This is a genomic window from Azonexus caeni, from assembly GCF_048146105.1.
GTDB lineage: Bacteria > Pseudomonadota > Gammaproteobacteria > Burkholderiales > Rhodocyclaceae > Azonexus > Azonexus aromaticus_B.
In genome coordinates, this window is sequence record NZ_JBKJAD010000016.1 from 1 (window position 1) to 15,395 (window position 15,395).

Annotated in this window: 14 protein-coding genes; 5 read left to right on the forward strand and 9 right to left on the reverse strand. The window is 65.4% G+C overall.

Annotated features, from left to right (window positions below; translation table 11 throughout):
- Window positions 1–198 precede the first annotated feature (198 nt).
- Genes ACLIIZ_RS14415 through ACLIIZ_RS14430 form a run of 4 tightly spaced genes read right to left on the reverse strand, consistent with a single transcriptional unit; the run spans window position 199 to window position 4,758 of the window.
- Entirely contained in the window at window positions 199–939 is a 741-nt protein-coding gene (locus ACLIIZ_RS14415) for an oxygen-binding di-iron domain-containing protein (RefSeq protein WP_416693248.1), read from the reverse strand.
- A gap of 12 nt (window positions 940–951) precedes the next feature.
- Complete coding sequence (locus ACLIIZ_RS14420; RefSeq protein WP_416693249.1) at window positions 952–1,569, reverse strand: chemotaxis protein; 618 nt, start codon at window positions 1,567–1,569, stop codon at window positions 952–954.
- Window positions 1,566–3,314: a PHA/PHB synthase family protein gene (locus tag ACLIIZ_RS14425; RefSeq protein WP_416693250.1), complete on the reverse strand. Its 1,749-nt coding sequence runs from the start codon at window positions 3,312–3,314 to the stop codon at window positions 1,566–1,568. Before ACLIIZ_RS14425 ends, ACLIIZ_RS14420 begins: the two co-directional genes overlap by 4 nt.
- Before the next feature lie 31 nt (window positions 3,315–3,345).
- The gene (locus ACLIIZ_RS14430) at window positions 3,346–4,758 is read right to left on the reverse strand and encodes an MBL fold metallo-hydrolase RNA specificity domain-containing protein (RefSeq protein ID WP_416693251.1); all 1,413 of its coding nucleotides are present in this window, start codon (window positions 4,756–4,758) and stop codon (window positions 3,346–3,348) included.
- A gap of 83 nt (window positions 4,759–4,841) precedes the next feature.
- On the opposite strand from ACLIIZ_RS14430, the gene ACLIIZ_RS14435 reads away from it, so the two are divergent.
- Both ACLIIZ_RS14435 and ACLIIZ_RS14440 read left to right on the forward strand, forming a co-directional pair.
- Window positions 4,842–5,285 carry a universal stress protein gene (locus tag ACLIIZ_RS14435; RefSeq protein WP_416693252.1) on the forward strand — a complete coding sequence of 148 codons (444 nt, stop codon included), beginning with the start codon at window positions 4,842–4,844 and terminating at the stop codon, window positions 5,283–5,285.
- Between the two features lie 72 nt (window positions 5,286–5,357).
- On the forward strand, window positions 5,358–7,955 hold the full coding sequence (locus ACLIIZ_RS14440) for an ATP-binding protein (RefSeq protein ID WP_416693253.1): 2,598 nt from the start codon (window positions 5,358–5,360) through the stop codon (window positions 7,953–7,955).
- 3 nt (window positions 7,956–7,958) lie between these two features.
- Here ACLIIZ_RS14440 and ACLIIZ_RS14445 read toward each other — a convergent pair whose 3' ends face one another.
- From ACLIIZ_RS14445 to ACLIIZ_RS14465, 5 genes are read right to left on the reverse strand one after another with little or no spacing between them, the layout of a single operon-like run.
- Window positions 7,959–8,447, reverse strand: a complete 489-nt coding sequence (locus ACLIIZ_RS14445; RefSeq protein ID WP_416693254.1) for a hydrogenase maturation protease — start codon at window positions 8,445–8,447, stop codon at window positions 7,959–7,961.
- Entirely contained in the window at window positions 8,444–9,910 is a 1,467-nt protein-coding gene (locus tag ACLIIZ_RS14450; protein WP_416693256.1) for a Ni/Fe hydrogenase subunit alpha, read from the reverse strand. Before ACLIIZ_RS14450 ends, ACLIIZ_RS14445 begins: the two co-directional genes overlap by 4 nt.
- Before the next feature lie 12 nt (window positions 9,911–9,922).
- Window positions 9,923–10,477 (reverse strand): NADH-quinone oxidoreductase subunit B family protein, encoded by a 555-nt coding sequence (locus ACLIIZ_RS14455; RefSeq protein ID WP_416693259.1) that lies wholly within the window; start codon window positions 10,475–10,477, stop codon window positions 9,923–9,925.
- Between the two features lies 1 nt (window position 10,478).
- Window positions 10,479–11,240 carry a 2Fe-2S iron-sulfur cluster-binding protein gene (locus ACLIIZ_RS14460; protein ID WP_416693260.1) on the reverse strand — a complete coding sequence of 254 codons (762 nt, stop codon included), beginning with the start codon at window positions 11,238–11,240 and terminating at the stop codon, window positions 10,479–10,481.
- The gene (locus tag ACLIIZ_RS14465; RefSeq protein WP_416693262.1) at window positions 11,237–13,042 is read right to left on the reverse strand and encodes an NAD(P)H-dependent oxidoreductase subunit E; all 1,806 of its coding nucleotides are present in this window, start codon (window positions 13,040–13,042) and stop codon (window positions 11,237–11,239) included. The genes ACLIIZ_RS14460 and ACLIIZ_RS14465 overlap by 4 nt, the downstream gene beginning before the upstream one ends.
- Before the next feature lie 394 nt (window positions 13,043–13,436).
- On the opposite strand from ACLIIZ_RS14465, the gene fabI reads away from it, so the two are divergent.
- From fabI to ACLIIZ_RS14480, 3 genes are all read left to right on the forward strand, one after another.
- The gene (gene fabI, locus ACLIIZ_RS14470; protein WP_416693264.1) at window positions 13,437–14,225 is read left to right on the forward strand and encodes an enoyl-ACP reductase FabI; all 789 of its coding nucleotides are present in this window, start codon (window positions 13,437–13,439) and stop codon (window positions 14,223–14,225) included.
- A 73-nt stretch (window positions 14,226–14,298) separates the two neighbouring features.
- Window positions 14,299–14,877, forward strand: coding sequence for an acyl-CoA synthetase family protein (locus ACLIIZ_RS14475; RefSeq protein ID WP_416693266.1), 579 nt, complete (start codon window positions 14,299–14,301; stop codon window positions 14,875–14,877).
- Window positions 14,878–14,908: 31 nt separating this feature from the next.
- Entirely contained in the window at window positions 14,909–15,391 is a 483-nt protein-coding gene (locus ACLIIZ_RS14480; RefSeq protein WP_416693268.1) for a hypothetical protein, read from the forward strand.
- Window positions 15,392–15,395: the final 4 nt, after the last annotated feature.

Below are 15,395 nucleotides of genomic sequence, written 5' to 3' on the forward strand. Positions count from 1 at the left end.
CTGTGGACTTCCCAGGCAGAAAATCCGCTATGCGTGACCACTGGTCATCGGTGAGCATTCGGCGATCCATGTCTTGTATCCAAAAGACAGGATGTAAACACAATTCCGCAAATGTGAACAGCCCCTAGACGGATTTACGCATCGAATGAAGAATGCCCGCAGCAATTTCTGCGGGCGGTGCCAGCGGTGAGCCAGGACTCAGCCGCCGATCACGCCGACCGGCAAGGCGTCGAACCAGTGGATGAAGCGCTGCACGTCGGCGCCGCGGTAGATGGCGCCGTGCTGCGGGCAGAGGAAGTCGATATCGAGCCCGGCGACGCGTTCGCACCAGCGGCGCTTGGCCTCGTTGGACCCCATCCAGCGCTGGTGAAAGGCTTCGGCGTAGCGGATATGGGCATCGAAATCCTCGACGAAGAGCCCGTCCTGGCCGGCCGGCAGGAGCGCCGCACCGACGTCGCCGGAGAACAGGATCTTCGCCTTGCGGTCGTAGAGATGGAAGTTGCCGGAGGCATGCAGGTAATGGGCGGGCACCGCCTGCAGCGGCAGGCCGCCGAGGGATATTTCCATGCCGGCGTCGGGAATCGGCACGAAGGTCTCCGGCGCGCCGCCGAAGTGCGGGATAAAGCCAGCCCACAGCCAACTGACGTAGCAGCGCATGCCGGGGTTGAATTCCAGCCAGAGCGCCAGCGACGAACAAATGTCGGGGTCCTGGTGCGAAGCGAAGATGGCGGTCAGCGCGGAAGGATCGAATTCGCCAGCGAGCGCCGAGAAGACGGCGGGAAAGATTTCTGCGCCACCGGGATCGAGCAGCATGCCCTGGCCGCCGTGGCTGACCAGATATTCGTTGGTGTCGATCAGATGCCCCGGCCGCTCCGGATCGCGCACGATGGCCACCCACTTGTGGTCACCATCCTGGAAAATGGTACTGGTCTTCTTCACCCCGCCCCCGCCTCAGTTGTTGTTCTTGAAAAAATCCGAACGCTGCAGCGCCTGCAGCGAACTGCGTATTTCCTCGACGACGCCGTCGAATTCGCCGGAGACCTGGGTCAGCGCCCCGGCAAAGCCTTGTCCGTAAGCCGCCTCGATCTTCGCCGACTTGGCCAGCACACCGCCCAGTTCTACCAACTGGAAAGCGTCTTCGAGCGCCCGCTGCAACTGTCGGCGCAGGCTCGCCAGATGCTGCTGGTGTTCGGCGTTGGCCCGTTCGCGCCGGCCCACCAGTTGATCCAGCTGGCGCGCCGGAACAGCAGCGACGGCAGCGCGCAGCAGCCGGGTATTGCGGATGTCCTGGAGGACGACCGAAACGTCTCGCACGCAGCCGTGGATGTGCGCGTTCAGCGCCTGCATCTGCGTCCGCAGGTCCTGCGAAAAGACGCGTAATTCGTTGGAGAGGACGCCGAAGCCGCGCGCGTTGATGCCGGCCCGCTTGGCCAGGAAGATGGCGTTGAGCGCCATCAGGTTGATGCGAAAGGCAACGGCGACGACGGCCTTGACCTCCTCGTTGATGCGGACGATGCGCCGCAGGTCTTCGCCGGCTGCGGCACCGGCCGTCCGCACCAGCGCCGTCATTTCTCGAGCACGTAGGTGCCGGGCGCGTCGGCCAGCGCCGGGAATTTGCGGTTGGCCACCGGGTAGGCGTCGACCAGTTCGCCGGTACGCTCGCCGAGCCAGGCGGTCCAGTCCTGCCACCAGGTGCCGGGCTTCTTGTCGGCGCGGTCAAGCCAGTGTTCCCAGTGCTCGTTGCGTTCCGGTTCGGCGATCCAGTAGGCGCGCTTGGGCGGATTGACCGGCGGATTGACGATGCCGAGGATGTGTCCGGAGGTGGACAGCGCGAAGCGCATCGGCGCCTGGACGTTGATGTACTTGCGGATGCGGTAGCACTGCTTCCACGGCGCGATGTGGTCGTCCTCGGCGGTCACCGCGTAGAGCGGCTGGACGATGCGATCGAGGTCGATCGGCTCGCCGGCGATGCTCAGCTTGCCGCGCTTGATCAGGTTGTTGTTGAGGTACATCTCGCGCAGGTAGTAGGAATGCATCGCCGCCGGCATGCGCGTCGTATCGCAGTTCCAGAACAGCACGTCGAAAGGCGGCAGCGGTTCGCCGAGCAGGTAGCTGTTGACCCAGTACTGCCAGACCAGGCTGTTCGAACGCAGCAGGCGGAACGAGGTGGCCATTTCGGCGCCGTCGAGATAGCCGCGCTTGGCCATCTTCTCTTCCAGTGCGCCGACGCAGGCTTCGTCGATGAAGACGTCGATGTCGCCGGGGTGCGCGAAATCGGTCAGCGTGGTGAACAGCGTCCAGTGGGCGACCGGCATCTGCTCGGCGGCGAAACGCTTGTTGGCCCAGGCCATGTAGGTGCTGACCAGGGTGCCGCCGATGCAGTAGCCGACCAGATGGACCTGCGGCACCTTGCAGAATTCGCTGGCGACGCGCACCACTTCATTGACGCCTTCGAGCAGGTAATCGTCGAAACGGACGTCGTGCATCTCGGCGTCCGGGTTCTTCCAGCTGGTGATGAAAACCGAAAAACCCTGGTCGGTCAGGTACTTGACCAGGCTCTTCCTGGCGTTCAGGTCGAGGATGTAGAACTTGTTGATCCACGGCGTGACGATGACGATGGGCATCGCCCGCACCTTCTCGGTGGTCGGCGTGTAGTGAATCAGCTCGACCAGACGGTTGCGGAAAACCACCTTGCCCGGCGTCGTCGCCAGGTCCTTGCCGACGGTGAAGGCGTCGGGCTCGACCATCTGGATGTTCTTCGCCTTGACGTCGCGCTGAAAGTTGGCCCAGCCACGGCGCAGGCTGTCGCCCTGAGTGGCGACGGCGCGCTCGATGGCGACCGGGTTGGTCCAGAAGAAATTGGTCGGCGCCACCATGTTCAGCCACTTGCGCGACCAGAACGCCGCCCGCCGCCGTTCCTTGTCTGACATGCCGGGGGTTTCGAAGAGCATGTCCTGCAGACGGTGGGTGAAGGCGAGATACCACTCCTTGACGATGTCCCAGGACGCCGAATCGCTCCATACCGGCGCCGTGAAGCGGGCGTCGTCAGCATGCGGCTGGATCACGTCGGCGGACGCAATGCCGAGCGCCCGCCGGGCAACGTGCGCCTGCAACGCGAACAGGTCGGCGGAGAGCGCGTTGACCGCGCGCGTCAGTTCCTGCGGATGCATCAGCCACGCCATCTGCGCGTTGAGCAGCGAGGTGGTCGCCCCGAAGGGATCGATCGCCTTGCTCACTGCCTTGCCGACCGTCTCGACCGGGCTCAACCCGTCGAGGTCGATACTGCGTTCTTGTGTTGCCGGATTGCCTGACATGGGATTCTCCCTGATATCTTCAGATTCGATCTTACAGCGTGACGAAGCTGTTCGCCTGCGGCAGATGCACCTCCCGCCAGCCGAAACGGGCGCGGATGGCGTCAGCGAAGGCCTGCGACGCCGAACTTTCGCCATGCACCACGAACAGCTTGCCGGGCGCCTTGTGAAAACCGGCCAGCCAGTCGAGCAGCGCCGCCTGGTCGGCATGCGCGGAAAGGCCGCCGACCGTGCAGATCTTCGCCTTGACCGACACCGTTTCGCCGAAGATGCGGACCAGCTTCGCGCCGTCGACCAGGCGTCGACCGAGCGTACCGGCCGCCTGGAAACCGGCGATCAACACCGTCGATTCGTGACGGCCCAGGTTCTCGCGCAGGTGGTACTTGATCCGTCCGGCGTCGCACATGCCGCTCGCCGAGATGATCACCGCGCCGTGGCGGATGTCGTTCAACTGGCGCGAACGTTCGACGTCGGCGACGAACTCGATGTCCATCTTGCGCGGATGCGCCTGCTGCCAGGCGATCAGTTCGCGGGTCGGGGCATCGAGCAGGTGGCTGTGTTCGAGCGTGATGCGGGTGGCCGAATTGGCCATCGGCGAATCGACGAAGACCTTCATCGCCGGCAAGCGGCCGCGCCGCACCAGGTCGGTGAGGATGAAGAGAATCTCCTGGGTACGCCCGACGGCGAAGGCCGGAATGACGATGTTGCCGCCGGCGGCGCGGGTGCGCGCGAAGGCGTTGACGATCTCTTCCTCGGTTTCGGCGAGCGAGCGATGCAGGCGGTTGCCGTAGGTCGATTCGATGAGCAGCGCGTCGGCGCTTGCCGGCGCTGGCGCCGGGTCGTTGAGCACCGGCCGGCCGGGCATGCCGAGGTCGCCTGAGAAGACCAGCCGGCGGCTGTGGCCGCCGCTGGCGACGGTCACTTCGAGCGAGGCCGAGCCGAGGATGTGGCCGGCATCGCGGAAGCGCACGCCGATCCCGGCCAGCGGCGCGAAGCTTTCATCGTAGGGCACCGGGCGCAGCAGCTTGAGCGCCGCCTGGGCCTGCATCACCGTGTATAGCGGCGGCAGGATGCCGCGCTCGCTGCGCCCCCGGCGATGGCGGTTGCGCAGTTGCCACTCGGCTTCCTTTTCCTGGATGTGCGCCGCGTCCGGCAGCAGCACTTCGAGCAGCGAGATGGTCGCCGGCGTGGTATACACCGGGCCGCGGAAGCCGAGCATCGCCAAGCGCGGCAAGAGGCCGGAATGATCAATGTGGGCATGGGTGAGGAGCACGAAGTCGAGGCGCCGCACGTCGAAACCGAAGGACAGTGCCCGTTCGTTCTTGGCGCGTGCCTCGGCGCCGCCCTGAAACATGCCGCAATCGACCAGAAAACGCGCTTCCCCGGTATCGACCAGGGTGCAGGAACCGGTCACTTCGCCAGCGGCACCGAAAAAGCCAAGTCGCATGTTTGAAAACCTCCCGACTTGGCGTAGCATGAACCCATAAACGGCGGAAAGCAACGCCAGCAGACCATTTCAGGAGGTATAGCATGTTCAAGAACATTCTGGTTCCCACCGACGGTTCGGAACTTTCCCGTGCCACCGCCAAGCGCGCGGTGGCCTTTGCCAGCGAAGCCGGCGCCCGCGTTACCGCGTTCTACGCCAAGCCTGAATATCCGATCGCCTATTTCGGCGAAGGCGCCTTGATCGACCCGACGACGCCGGAAAAATTCACCCAGATGGCCGAACAGCAAGCCGCCGAATACCTGAACGAAGTCGCTGCCTGGTGCCAGGAAGCGAAGGTCGAATGCACCACCGCCTCGGCGACCAGCGACATTCCCTACGAAGCGATCATCGAGGCCGCCGAGAAGGCCGGCTGCGACCTGATCTTCATGGCTTCGCACGGCCGCCGCGGGATCAGTGGCCTGCTTCTGGGCAGCGAAACCAACAAGGTACTGACCCATTCCAAGATTCCGGTCCTGGTCTATCGCTGACCTTCCCCGGCCTGCCGACACCGGCAGGCCTTCCGGCAACCCGTCGTTGCCCCGCCCGCGGGCGGGTCGTTGATGCCTTCCCTCCAGCCCAGCATTCCTTTCCGTCGCCGCATCCTCGTCCCGGTCAGTCTCGCTCTGCTCGGTCTGGTGGCGATCTTCGTCGCCGCCTTCGCCCTGCACCTGCGTGCCCAGGAGAACGAGTTGACTCGTCAGGCCGCCGCGCAAGCCGCCCGGTCCTGGCAATTGCGGCTGGCGGAAAGCGGCCAGCATCTCGATTGGTTCGCCGCCGAAGCCATGGCCAGGCCGGAACTGCGCACGGCGATGCGGCGCCGCGACGCGGCCGCCCTACTGGCCGCCAGCGAGCCGCGCTTTGCCGAAATCGCCCACGAATTCGGCATCAGCCACTGGTATTTCATCACCCCCGAGCGCCGCGTCCTGCTCCGCGTCCATGCCCCGCAACGTAGCGGTGATCGCATCGACCGCCAGACCCTGGCTGACGCCGCGACCTACGACAAGGTAGCGCGCGGCATCGAACTGGGGCCGCTCGGCAGCTACACCCTGCGCCATGTCCATCCCTGGTATGAGGCCGGCGAGTTGCTCGGCTATGTCGAAATGGGACAGGAAGTCGATGGCTTCATCAGCGAGATCGAGAAAACGCTCGGCCTGACCCTGATCAGCGGCGTCGACAAACACCACACCGAACGCGCCGCCTTCGACGCCGGCAAGGCGGCGCTGGGTTACGCCGGCAACTGGGACGACCAGCCGCAGATCGCCCTCTTCCACCCCCATTTCGCCGCCCTGCCCGCTGACCTGGCCAGGCAATGGAACGCCCACCCGGGCGGCTGGCCCGATCAGGTATTTTCGGTCAGCGAAGGCGACCGGCGCTGGTCGGCGACGCTGCTGCCACTGCCCGATTACCAGCACCGGGCGGTCGCCTCGCTGGCCGTGCTGCGCGACACCACCGCCGAACGCGCCGCCAGCACCAGCAAGCTGCTCTTCGCCCTGGCCGCCGCCAGCGCACTGGCCGCCCTGCTCGGCTTCGCCCTGCATCGTCTGACCGGCGCCATCGAACGCGACCAGCAAGCCGCCAGGGTCTCGCTCGCCGAAAACGAACAGCGCTTTGCCGACATCTTCTCGACCAGTTCCGACTGGTGGTTCTGGGAAACCGATGCCAGCCTGCATTTCAGCTTCCTCACCGACAATGTTGCGTCCCTGCTCGGTTTGCCGCAGACGGCGCTGATCGGCACCCGGCTCGACGACTTCATTGTTCTTGACGACGACCCCGGACACCCGCGGACGCAGGCGCTGGCCTCCGATCTGCAGGCACGCCACGCCTTCCATCGTCTCGAGCATCGCCTGACGCTACCGGATGGACGGCAGGTCTGGATCGCCAGCAGCGGCGTTCCGGTTTTCGCCAGTGACGGCAGTTTCCGCGGCTACCGCGGCGCCTCATCGGAAATCAGCCTGCGCTGCGAGCGCGAGCAGGCCGAACGCGAAGCCCGGCGTGAGGCCGAGGTCAAGTTCGCCATTGCCCGCAGCCTGCACCAACCGCGCCCGCTCGACGAACGCCTGAACGATGCGTTGAAGCTGCTGCAGGGGCTGCCCGGCCTGGCCGCCGAACCACCGCCACGCATCCAGCTCCCCGCCCCGGACGGCAGCATTCCGCCCTGCGACGGCGGACGCAACCAGGACGGCCGACTGTGCAAGCAGGCGGCCAGCAGCAACCGGGTCATGATCGCCAGACGCTGCGTCGGTGACCTTGAAGCCAGCGACGGCCGCTGCGTCGTCCCGCTGCTGCTCGGCGACACCTGCCTCGGCATCCTCTGCCTGCACGGCACCGCCGAGACGAAACGCTCACCGGCCCGCGAGGAAACCTTGCAGCACATCGGCAACCTGTTCGCGCTGGCCATCGCCAACGAACGCGTACTCGCCGCCGAACACCATGCGGCAGCACTGGCCGGCGAGGCGAGCCGGGCGAAGAGCGAGTTCCTCGCCAACATGAGCCACGAACTGCGCACGCCGATGAACGGCATCATCGGCATGACCCAGCTACTCCTCGACACGCCGCTCGATGCCGAGCAGAAGGAGTACGCGGGTATCATCGGCCAAAGCGCCGACGTGCTGCTGGCGGTAATCAACGACGTCCTCGACTTTGCCCGCATCGAAGCCGGCAAATTGCCGATCGAATGTGTCGAATTTTCCCTCGCCGATCTCGTAGACCAGACCTGCAAGCTGCTGGCGGTGCTCGCCCAGGAGAAATCGCTGGCCTTCACCTGGCAGTTGGCGCCGGATTTGCCGCAGACGCTGCGCGGCGATCCGGGACGGCTGCGTCAGGTGCTGAACAACCTGATCGGCAACGCGATCAAGTTCACCGCCAGTGGCCGCGTCGAACTCGAAATCCGGCCGCAAGAAGGCGACCGCCTGCGCTTCGTCGTTCGCGACAGCGGCATCGGCATCCCGTCGCAGCAGATGGGCCGCCTGTTCAAGCCCTTCTCCCAGCTCGATGGTTCGGCGGTCCGCCGCTATGGCGGCACCGGCCTGGGCCTGTCGATCTCGCGCCAACTGGTCGAGATGATGGGGGGCGAAATCGGCGTCGACAGCGTCGAAGGTGAGGGCTCGACCTTCTGGTTTACGCTGCCGCGCGTCGCCGAGGCCCGGCCGACGGCCTGAAACTCAGCCGGCCAGTGCCTGCCAGGCGGCCAGCTCCGGCTTGGCGAACAGTTTCTCGAGTTTCTGCATCGCTTCGTCCATCGCCGCCCGGGCTGCCGCCCCCGGCGCCTCACCGAGGGCGAAGGCGACGCCGCGCACGGCGAGGACGAAGGACGGCGGCGGCGCAACGCCTTCAGTCTGCAGATAGACCTGGAGCACCGCTTGCGGCGGCAAGGCGTGCGACGAATGACTGATCGTCGCCGACGGCCCGATCTGCCGGAAAACCACCGCTGCCTCCTGATTGACTGCGGCGTCGATGAACAAGGCGAGCGCGCGTCCCTGCAGGTCGATCGCGTGTTCGATGTTGAGCTGAAAATCCTCGATCAGCTCGACCCCGCCTGCCAGCCCGCGGGCCAGCAGCCAGCTGTCGAGCCGGGCGCAGAGCAGCGGCCCGATGGCGTCGTCGCCCCGGCTCGGGTTGCCGATGGCGAAGACGACGACGGGTGCCGTCACAGGCCGTGACTCAGACGATCGACCACCGCCCCGCCGGCATCGACCAGTTCGACCAGCAGCGGCATCTTGCCCAACGCATGGGTGGCGCAGGACAGACAGGGATCGTAAGCGCGGATCGCGCACTCGATGTGGTTGAGCAGTCCCTCGGTCAGTTCGCGGCCATCAAGATACTGGCGGGCGACGGTGCGGATCGCCTCGTTCATCGCCTGGTTGTTGTTGGTCGTCGACACGATCAGGTTGCAATAGGTGACCTGGTCGTCCTCGTTGACGCGGTAGTGGTGGAAGAGCGTGCCGCGCGGCGCCTCGATGACCCCGACCGCCTCGTAACGGCGCTCGCCCCGGTCGGCCATCAGCTCGCTGCCGAGAATGTCCGGGTCGTGCAGCAGGTCGCGGATCATCTCGGCGGCGTTCAGCACTTCGACCAGCCGCGCCCAGTGGTAGAACAGCGTGCCATGCACCGGCTTGCCGTTGCCCAGCGCCATCATCTTCTGCCGCTCGATCTCGGCCAGCGGTGTGGACAGGAAAGTGGCGGCCTGGACGCGGGCCAGCGGGCCGACCTTGTACCAGCCGTCGTCGGCACCCAGGCTGCGGATATGCGGGAACTTCATGTAGCTCCACGGCTTGATTTCTTCCTGCAGCACCTGCTGGTAATCGGCGTAATCGACGCCGTCGAAAATCGTCTGGCCGGCCGCGTCGACCGCACGCAAGGTACCGTGATAGTAGTCCAGCGCACCGTCGGCGCGCATCAGCCCCATCATGTTGCCCGGCGATTCGCCGAAGACGTTGTAGAAGCCGGGATTGGTCTCGTGCAGGCGGCGCACCATGTCGATCGCGCCCTGCGTCCAGACGATCATCTGCTCGATGTCACGCGCCATCTCGTCGCGCTCGGCGACGCTGAGCGCCTTGTTCACGCCGCCCGGAATGGCGCCGGTGCCATGCACGCGCTTGCCGGCAACGTGGCGGATCACTTCCTGGCCGTACTTGCGCAGCAGCACGCCCTGCTTGGCGATCTCCGGGAAATCGAGGGCGACGCCGACGATGTTGCGACGGGTGAAATCGCTGTCGAAACCGAGCAGCAGGTCGGGCGACGCGAGGTGGAAGAAATGCACCGCGTGCGACTGCACGATCTGGCCGTAATGCAGCAGCCGGCGCAGCTTCTCGGCGGTCGGCGTGAGCGGGCCGTAGCCGGCGATCTGGTCCATCGCCTTGACCGCGGCGAGCTGGTGGCTGACCGGGCAGATGCCGCACAGGCGCTGCACGGTGACCGGCACTTCCCAGTAGGGACGGCCTTCGATGAAGACTTCGAAGCCGCGGAACTCGACGATGTGCAGGCGGACCTGGTGAATCTTGTTGTCCTGGTCGAGCAGCAGGGTGACCTTGCCATGGCCTTCGACCCGAGTCACCGGGTCGATCGCGACCCGGCGCAGGGTTTCGGGATGGGCGGCGGTTTCCAGTTCAAACATGAGGTGCTCCGATCAATCGAATTTGAGCAGCGGGTGCTCGATGCGCGGCGTGCGGCCGGTCAGCAGGTCGGTGAGGAATTTCCAGATGGTGTCGGCGGACGGCGGGCAACCGGGCAGGAAGTAGTCGACGCGAACCACTTCGTTGACCGGATAGACCTTGTCGAGCAGCAGCGGCAGTTCCGGATCGTCGGGAATCGCCGTCGCGCTGCCGTCCGGCGTGCGGTACACCTGGCTCAGGCACTTGCCGACGTCGAGGTGATTGCGCTGCGCCGGCAGTCCGCCATTGACCGCGCAGGCGCCGAAGGCGACCAGGATCTTGGAATTGGCGCGCAGCTCGCGCAACACATGGACGTTCTCGGCGTTGCAAACGCCGCCTTCGACCAGCGCCAGGTCGCAATGCTGGCTGCAGTGCTTGATGTCGGTGATCGGCGAGCGGTCGAACTCGACCAGCGCGGCGAGTTCGAGCAGGCGTTCGTCGATGTCGAGGAAGGACATGTGACAACCGAAGCAACCGGACAGCGAGGTGGTGGTGACGCGCAGCTTGCGCGGATTCATCGGTGCGTTCATTTCAGCGCTCCTCGGTTTCGGCCGCCGGCACGATGGCGATGTGCCGGCGGGCCAGGTAATCGACCTGACGGCTGATCGGCTGCTCGTCGAACTGGCGTTCGCCGATCGGTACCGCGTAGCCGACGCGCTTGACCAGGATGGCGCCGACCGGGCAGACGTGGGCGGCGGCATCGTCGATGCTCAGCGCGCTGTCGCCGAGCCGGCCGCTCGGCGAATTGACGACGATGTGCGATTCGGCACCGCGCCCGGCGAGCATGAACACGTTCTTGCCGTCGATGTCGCGGCTGGCGCGCACGCACAGTTCGCACATGATGCAGCGGTTGAGATCGAGCCAGACGTCGGGATGGGTGGTATCGATCGGCCGCACCGGGTAAGCGTGGCGGAAGTGCGGCGAAACCATTTCCAGATCGTAGGCGAGCGCCTGCAACTGGCAGTTGCCGCTCTTCTCGCAGCCCGGGCAGAAGTGGTTGCCCTCGACGAAGAGCATCTGCAGCAGCACCCGGCGCCTGTCGTTCAAGGTCGGCGTGTTGTTCTCGACCTCGATGCCGGGCATCGCTTTCTGCGTACAGGCCGAGCCGTTGCGCCCGTTGACGATCACCGTGCACAGCTTGCAACTGCCGTGCGGCTTGAGGTCCGGGTGATGACAGAGGTGCGGGATATAGACGCCGGCGGCGAGGGCCGCCTGCAGGATGGTCTGGCCGGGCGTGAAGGGAATGCGCTGGCCGTCGATGGAAAAGCTGTTGGCGTTGCTGGTGTCGCTCATGCTTCTTCTCCCAGGTGGGCGGCGGCATCGTCGCGGCCGGCGAGTTCGCGGGCGCGGGACAGGGCGGCGTCGAGGTCGAAGGCCGGGACGAAGTCGGTTTCGGCCAGCCGGCGCTCGTAGGCGGGACGGAATTTCTGCACGGTGTCGGCGACCGCGTTGCCGGCGGTCTGGCCGAGGCCGCAGTGGCTGCCCGGTTTCAGGACCTGCTGCAGGCGCAGCAGCTCGTTCATTTCGTACTGCGTGCCGCGGCCGTCGGCGATCTTGTCCATGATCTCCTTCATCAGCACCGTGCCGACCCGGCACGGCGTGCAGAAGCCGCAGGATTCGTGAGCGAAGAAGTGGGCGAAGTTGCGCGCCACCTCGAACAGGTCGCGCTGCTTGCCGAAGATCATGAACGAGCCGGCGGTCGGCACATCCTCGAAGGCGATCCGGCGGCCGAACTCGCGTTCCGACAAACAAACGCCAGAGGCGCCGCTGACCTGCACGGCAATCGCGTCCTGGGCACCGCAGTCTTCCAGTACCTGGGCGATGCGTACGCCGAAGGCGTATTCGTAAAGCCCGGGCCGCGCGCAATCGCCGGCAACCGACAGGATTTTGGTACCGGTCGACTGCTTGGTGCCGATCGCTTCGTACCAGGTGCCACCATGCAGGGCGATCTCGGTGACCTTGCACAGGGTCTCGACGTTGTTGACCACGGTCGGCTTGCCCATGTAGCCGGAGGTCACCGGGAAAGGCGGGCGGACACGCGGGCGGCCGGCCTTGCCTTCGAGCGATTCGATCAACGCAGTTTCCTCGCCGCAGACGTAAGCCCCGGCACCGAGATGGATTTCGATGTCGAAATCGAAACCGGCGACGCCACCGATGTCGCGGCCGAGCAGACCGGCGGCGCGCATGCCGGCGAGGTAGGCTTCGAGCGGCTGCAGCAGGTAGAGGTATTCGCCGCGCAGGTAGAGGAAGCCGTGACTGGCACCAACCGTGTAGGCGGCGATGACCATGCCCTCGAACACCCGGCCGGCGTAGGACTGGAGCAGGACGCGGTCCTTGAAGGTGCCCGGCTCGCCCTCGTCGGCGTTGCAGACGATGTAGCGCGGCGTGGCCGGGGCGTTGCGGCAGGCTTCCCACTTGACGGCGGTGGTGAAGCCGGCGCCGCCGCGGCCGCGCAGGTTGGACAGCTTCATTTCGGCGAGCATGCCGTCGCGGCCGCGGGCGATCGCCGCGCGCACTGCCTTGCCCGGCTCGTGCGGCGTGCCGAGCAACATGTCGGCACGGCGGATGTTGTCGTCGACGCGGAAGAATTCGGCCGGCCACTTGTCGAGCGGCACCTGGCCGCGGATCAGATCGCAGATTTCGTCGACCCGGCGCAGCGTCATCCGGGTGATCGCCCGGTTATTGACCAGGATCGCCGGCCCCTGGTCGCACATGCCGGTACAGGAGCAATAGTCGATGCTCACCAGCCCGTCGTCCGACACCTTGCCCGGTTCGAGTTTGAGGCGCTTCGACATGTGCTCGAACAAGGCCTGGTTGCCGGCCATGCGGTCGGTGATGTTGTCCGAGAAGAGGACCCGGTAGCGGCCCCGGTTCTCGCGGTAGAAGAAGGCGTAGAAGTCCCGCGTGCTGTGCACCTGGGCATACGGAATCTTCAAGGCCTCGGCCAGATGGGCCGCGGTTTCATCGGAAATGAAGTCCACGGCTTCCTGGACCTCGCGCAGGATCTGCACAAGACGGTCCGCTCGCCAGGCGTGGCGCTGCAGGATCGGCTCGATCAGACTGGAAATCTCGGCTGAGACAGACACGGTAGGCATCCCCTGGAAAACAGACCACAACACTCTAGAGCTTTGTCCCGGCGCGAATTTGCGCTGGATCAAATAAACCCGAGGTCAACAGCGAAAAGTAGCTGCCGGATATTCGTAAAACACTGATAAGGAAAGTGTTTTTTAGCCAATACAGAAAATGACAAAAGGATTTTTTATCGCAGCGCAACAAGCCGCGTCGGCAGAAGTTAGCCAGCGTTTTTCGACGCTGCAGGAGATTTGCCGGGCGATGCCGTGCCACATGACGAAACCGCCACCCATTTGATGCAACAAAGTAGCGGATGGACGTCACAATTGCCCGCGGCAAAACGTGCTAATCTGCGCCGCATGGTGCAGCGCAGCATGCGCGCTGCCGCTTTCACGACAACCCTCCGCGAGAAAACCCATGAGTTCCAGCAATTCCACCACCGCCCTGCCGCTGGCCGGCAAGAAGGGCATCGTCACCGGCATCGCCAACGACAAGTCGATCGCCTACGCGGTCGCCCGCGCCATCGTCGAACTCGGCGGCGAAATCGCCGTCACCTACCAGAACGAGAAGACCGCCAAATACACCCAGCCGCTGGCCGAAGCCCTCGGCGCCAAGCTCTTCCTCAAGCTCGACGTCGCCGAGCCGGGCTGCCTCGAAGGCGTCATCGCCCAGTGCGGCGAAGCCTTCGGCGAAATCGACTTCGCCATCCACTCGATGGCCTTCTGCAACGCCGACGACCTGCACGGCCGCGTCATCGATGCGTCCGAAGCCGGCTTCGATTCGGCGATGAACGTTTCCTGCCACAGCTTCCTGCGCATGGCCAAGGCGCTGGAGCCGCTGATGGCGCACGGCGGTTCGCTGATCACCATGTCCTACCTCGGTGCCGAACGCGTCGTGCGCAACTACGGCGTCATGGGCATCATCAAGGCAGCGCTCGAATCGGCCGTCCGCTACATGGCTTACGACCTCGGTCCCAAGGGCATCCGCGTCTTCGCCGTGTCGCCCGGCCCGATCATGACGCGCGCCGCTTCCGGCATCGCCAACTTCAACAACCTGCTCGAATCCGACGCCCAGAAGGCGCCGCTCGGCCGCACCGTGACCATCGAGGAAGTTGGCGCCCTGACCGCCTTCCTGTGCACGCCGGGTTCGTCGGGCATGACCGGGCAGACCATCTACGTGGACGCCGGCGCCCACATCGTCGCCTGACCCCCGCAGCGGCGCGGGACGACCGGTGTCGTCCTGCGCTATGCTGACGCCTGCCCCAAGCGGCGGATACGACATGAGCGAACCGACAACCCCGATCATTCCCGACCCCGTTCCCGACCACCCCCTGCTCAAGGGGAGGAAGGAAATCGGTCGCGGCGAAAGCACCATCGTCGTCGAAGGCGATACCGTCGACGGCCAGGAACGGGTCTTCAAGATTCTTTCCTCGCCGACCGACTACGCCTATTACACGGCGCCCGACCGGCCGACCGGCCGCCATTTCCCGATCGTCTACGCCGATCATGGCACCGCCGGCAAGTCGAGCCGCGGCTTCCCCTTCCACGTCGTCGAGGTCGAAAGGCTCTATCCGCTGCCCGGCAGCGGCGAGACGGCCGAGGTGGCGACCAAGATCTCGACCGCCTATTTCGACGCCTGCATGATGTGGCGCAACCTGGCCCAGGACATGGGCCGCATCGCCCTGCACCACCTGACGGCGACGCCGATGGGCTGGGCCGATACGGTACGCGAGTCGCTGCAGGCGCTGGAGACCTTTTCCGGCGAATACGGCGCCCTGCCCGACCTGATCAAGGCCGACAACCTGATGATGCGCAAGGACGGCACGCTGGTCTTCTCCGACCCCGTCTTCATGGAATGACCTTTCGCTTATTTCCCGGAACGGGCCCACGATGACCATCAACCGCGTTTTCTACACCTCGCGCAAGCTCGCCGAATCGCTGTCCGGCAACCCCTACATGGCGGTGATCTCGATCACCGACCCGACGACGCCGCAAGCCCGGCTCGACCCGCTGTTCCGCCACGTGCTGCGCCTCTCCTTCTTCGACGCGGTGCCGGCCGACGAATTCATGCCGCCGCTGCCCGGCCTCTTCGACCGGACCATGGCGCGCCGCGTCGACGAGTTCGTGCGCGAAATCCACGGCGCGCCCTTCGAGATGTCGATGATGGTCCATTGCGAATACGGCGTCAGCCGCTCGGCCGCCGTCGCGCTGTTCGTCGAGGCTGCCACCGGCGCCCCGCTGGAAGCCCGCGAATTCACCTACGAAGCCAATCTCTGGGTGGTCGACAGCCTGCAGGCCTTGCACCCGGGGATGGAAATCGACATTCCGTCGCCGCTGGCCGCCCGCGAGCGGCGGGCCAGCGCACGCGCCTGAACCT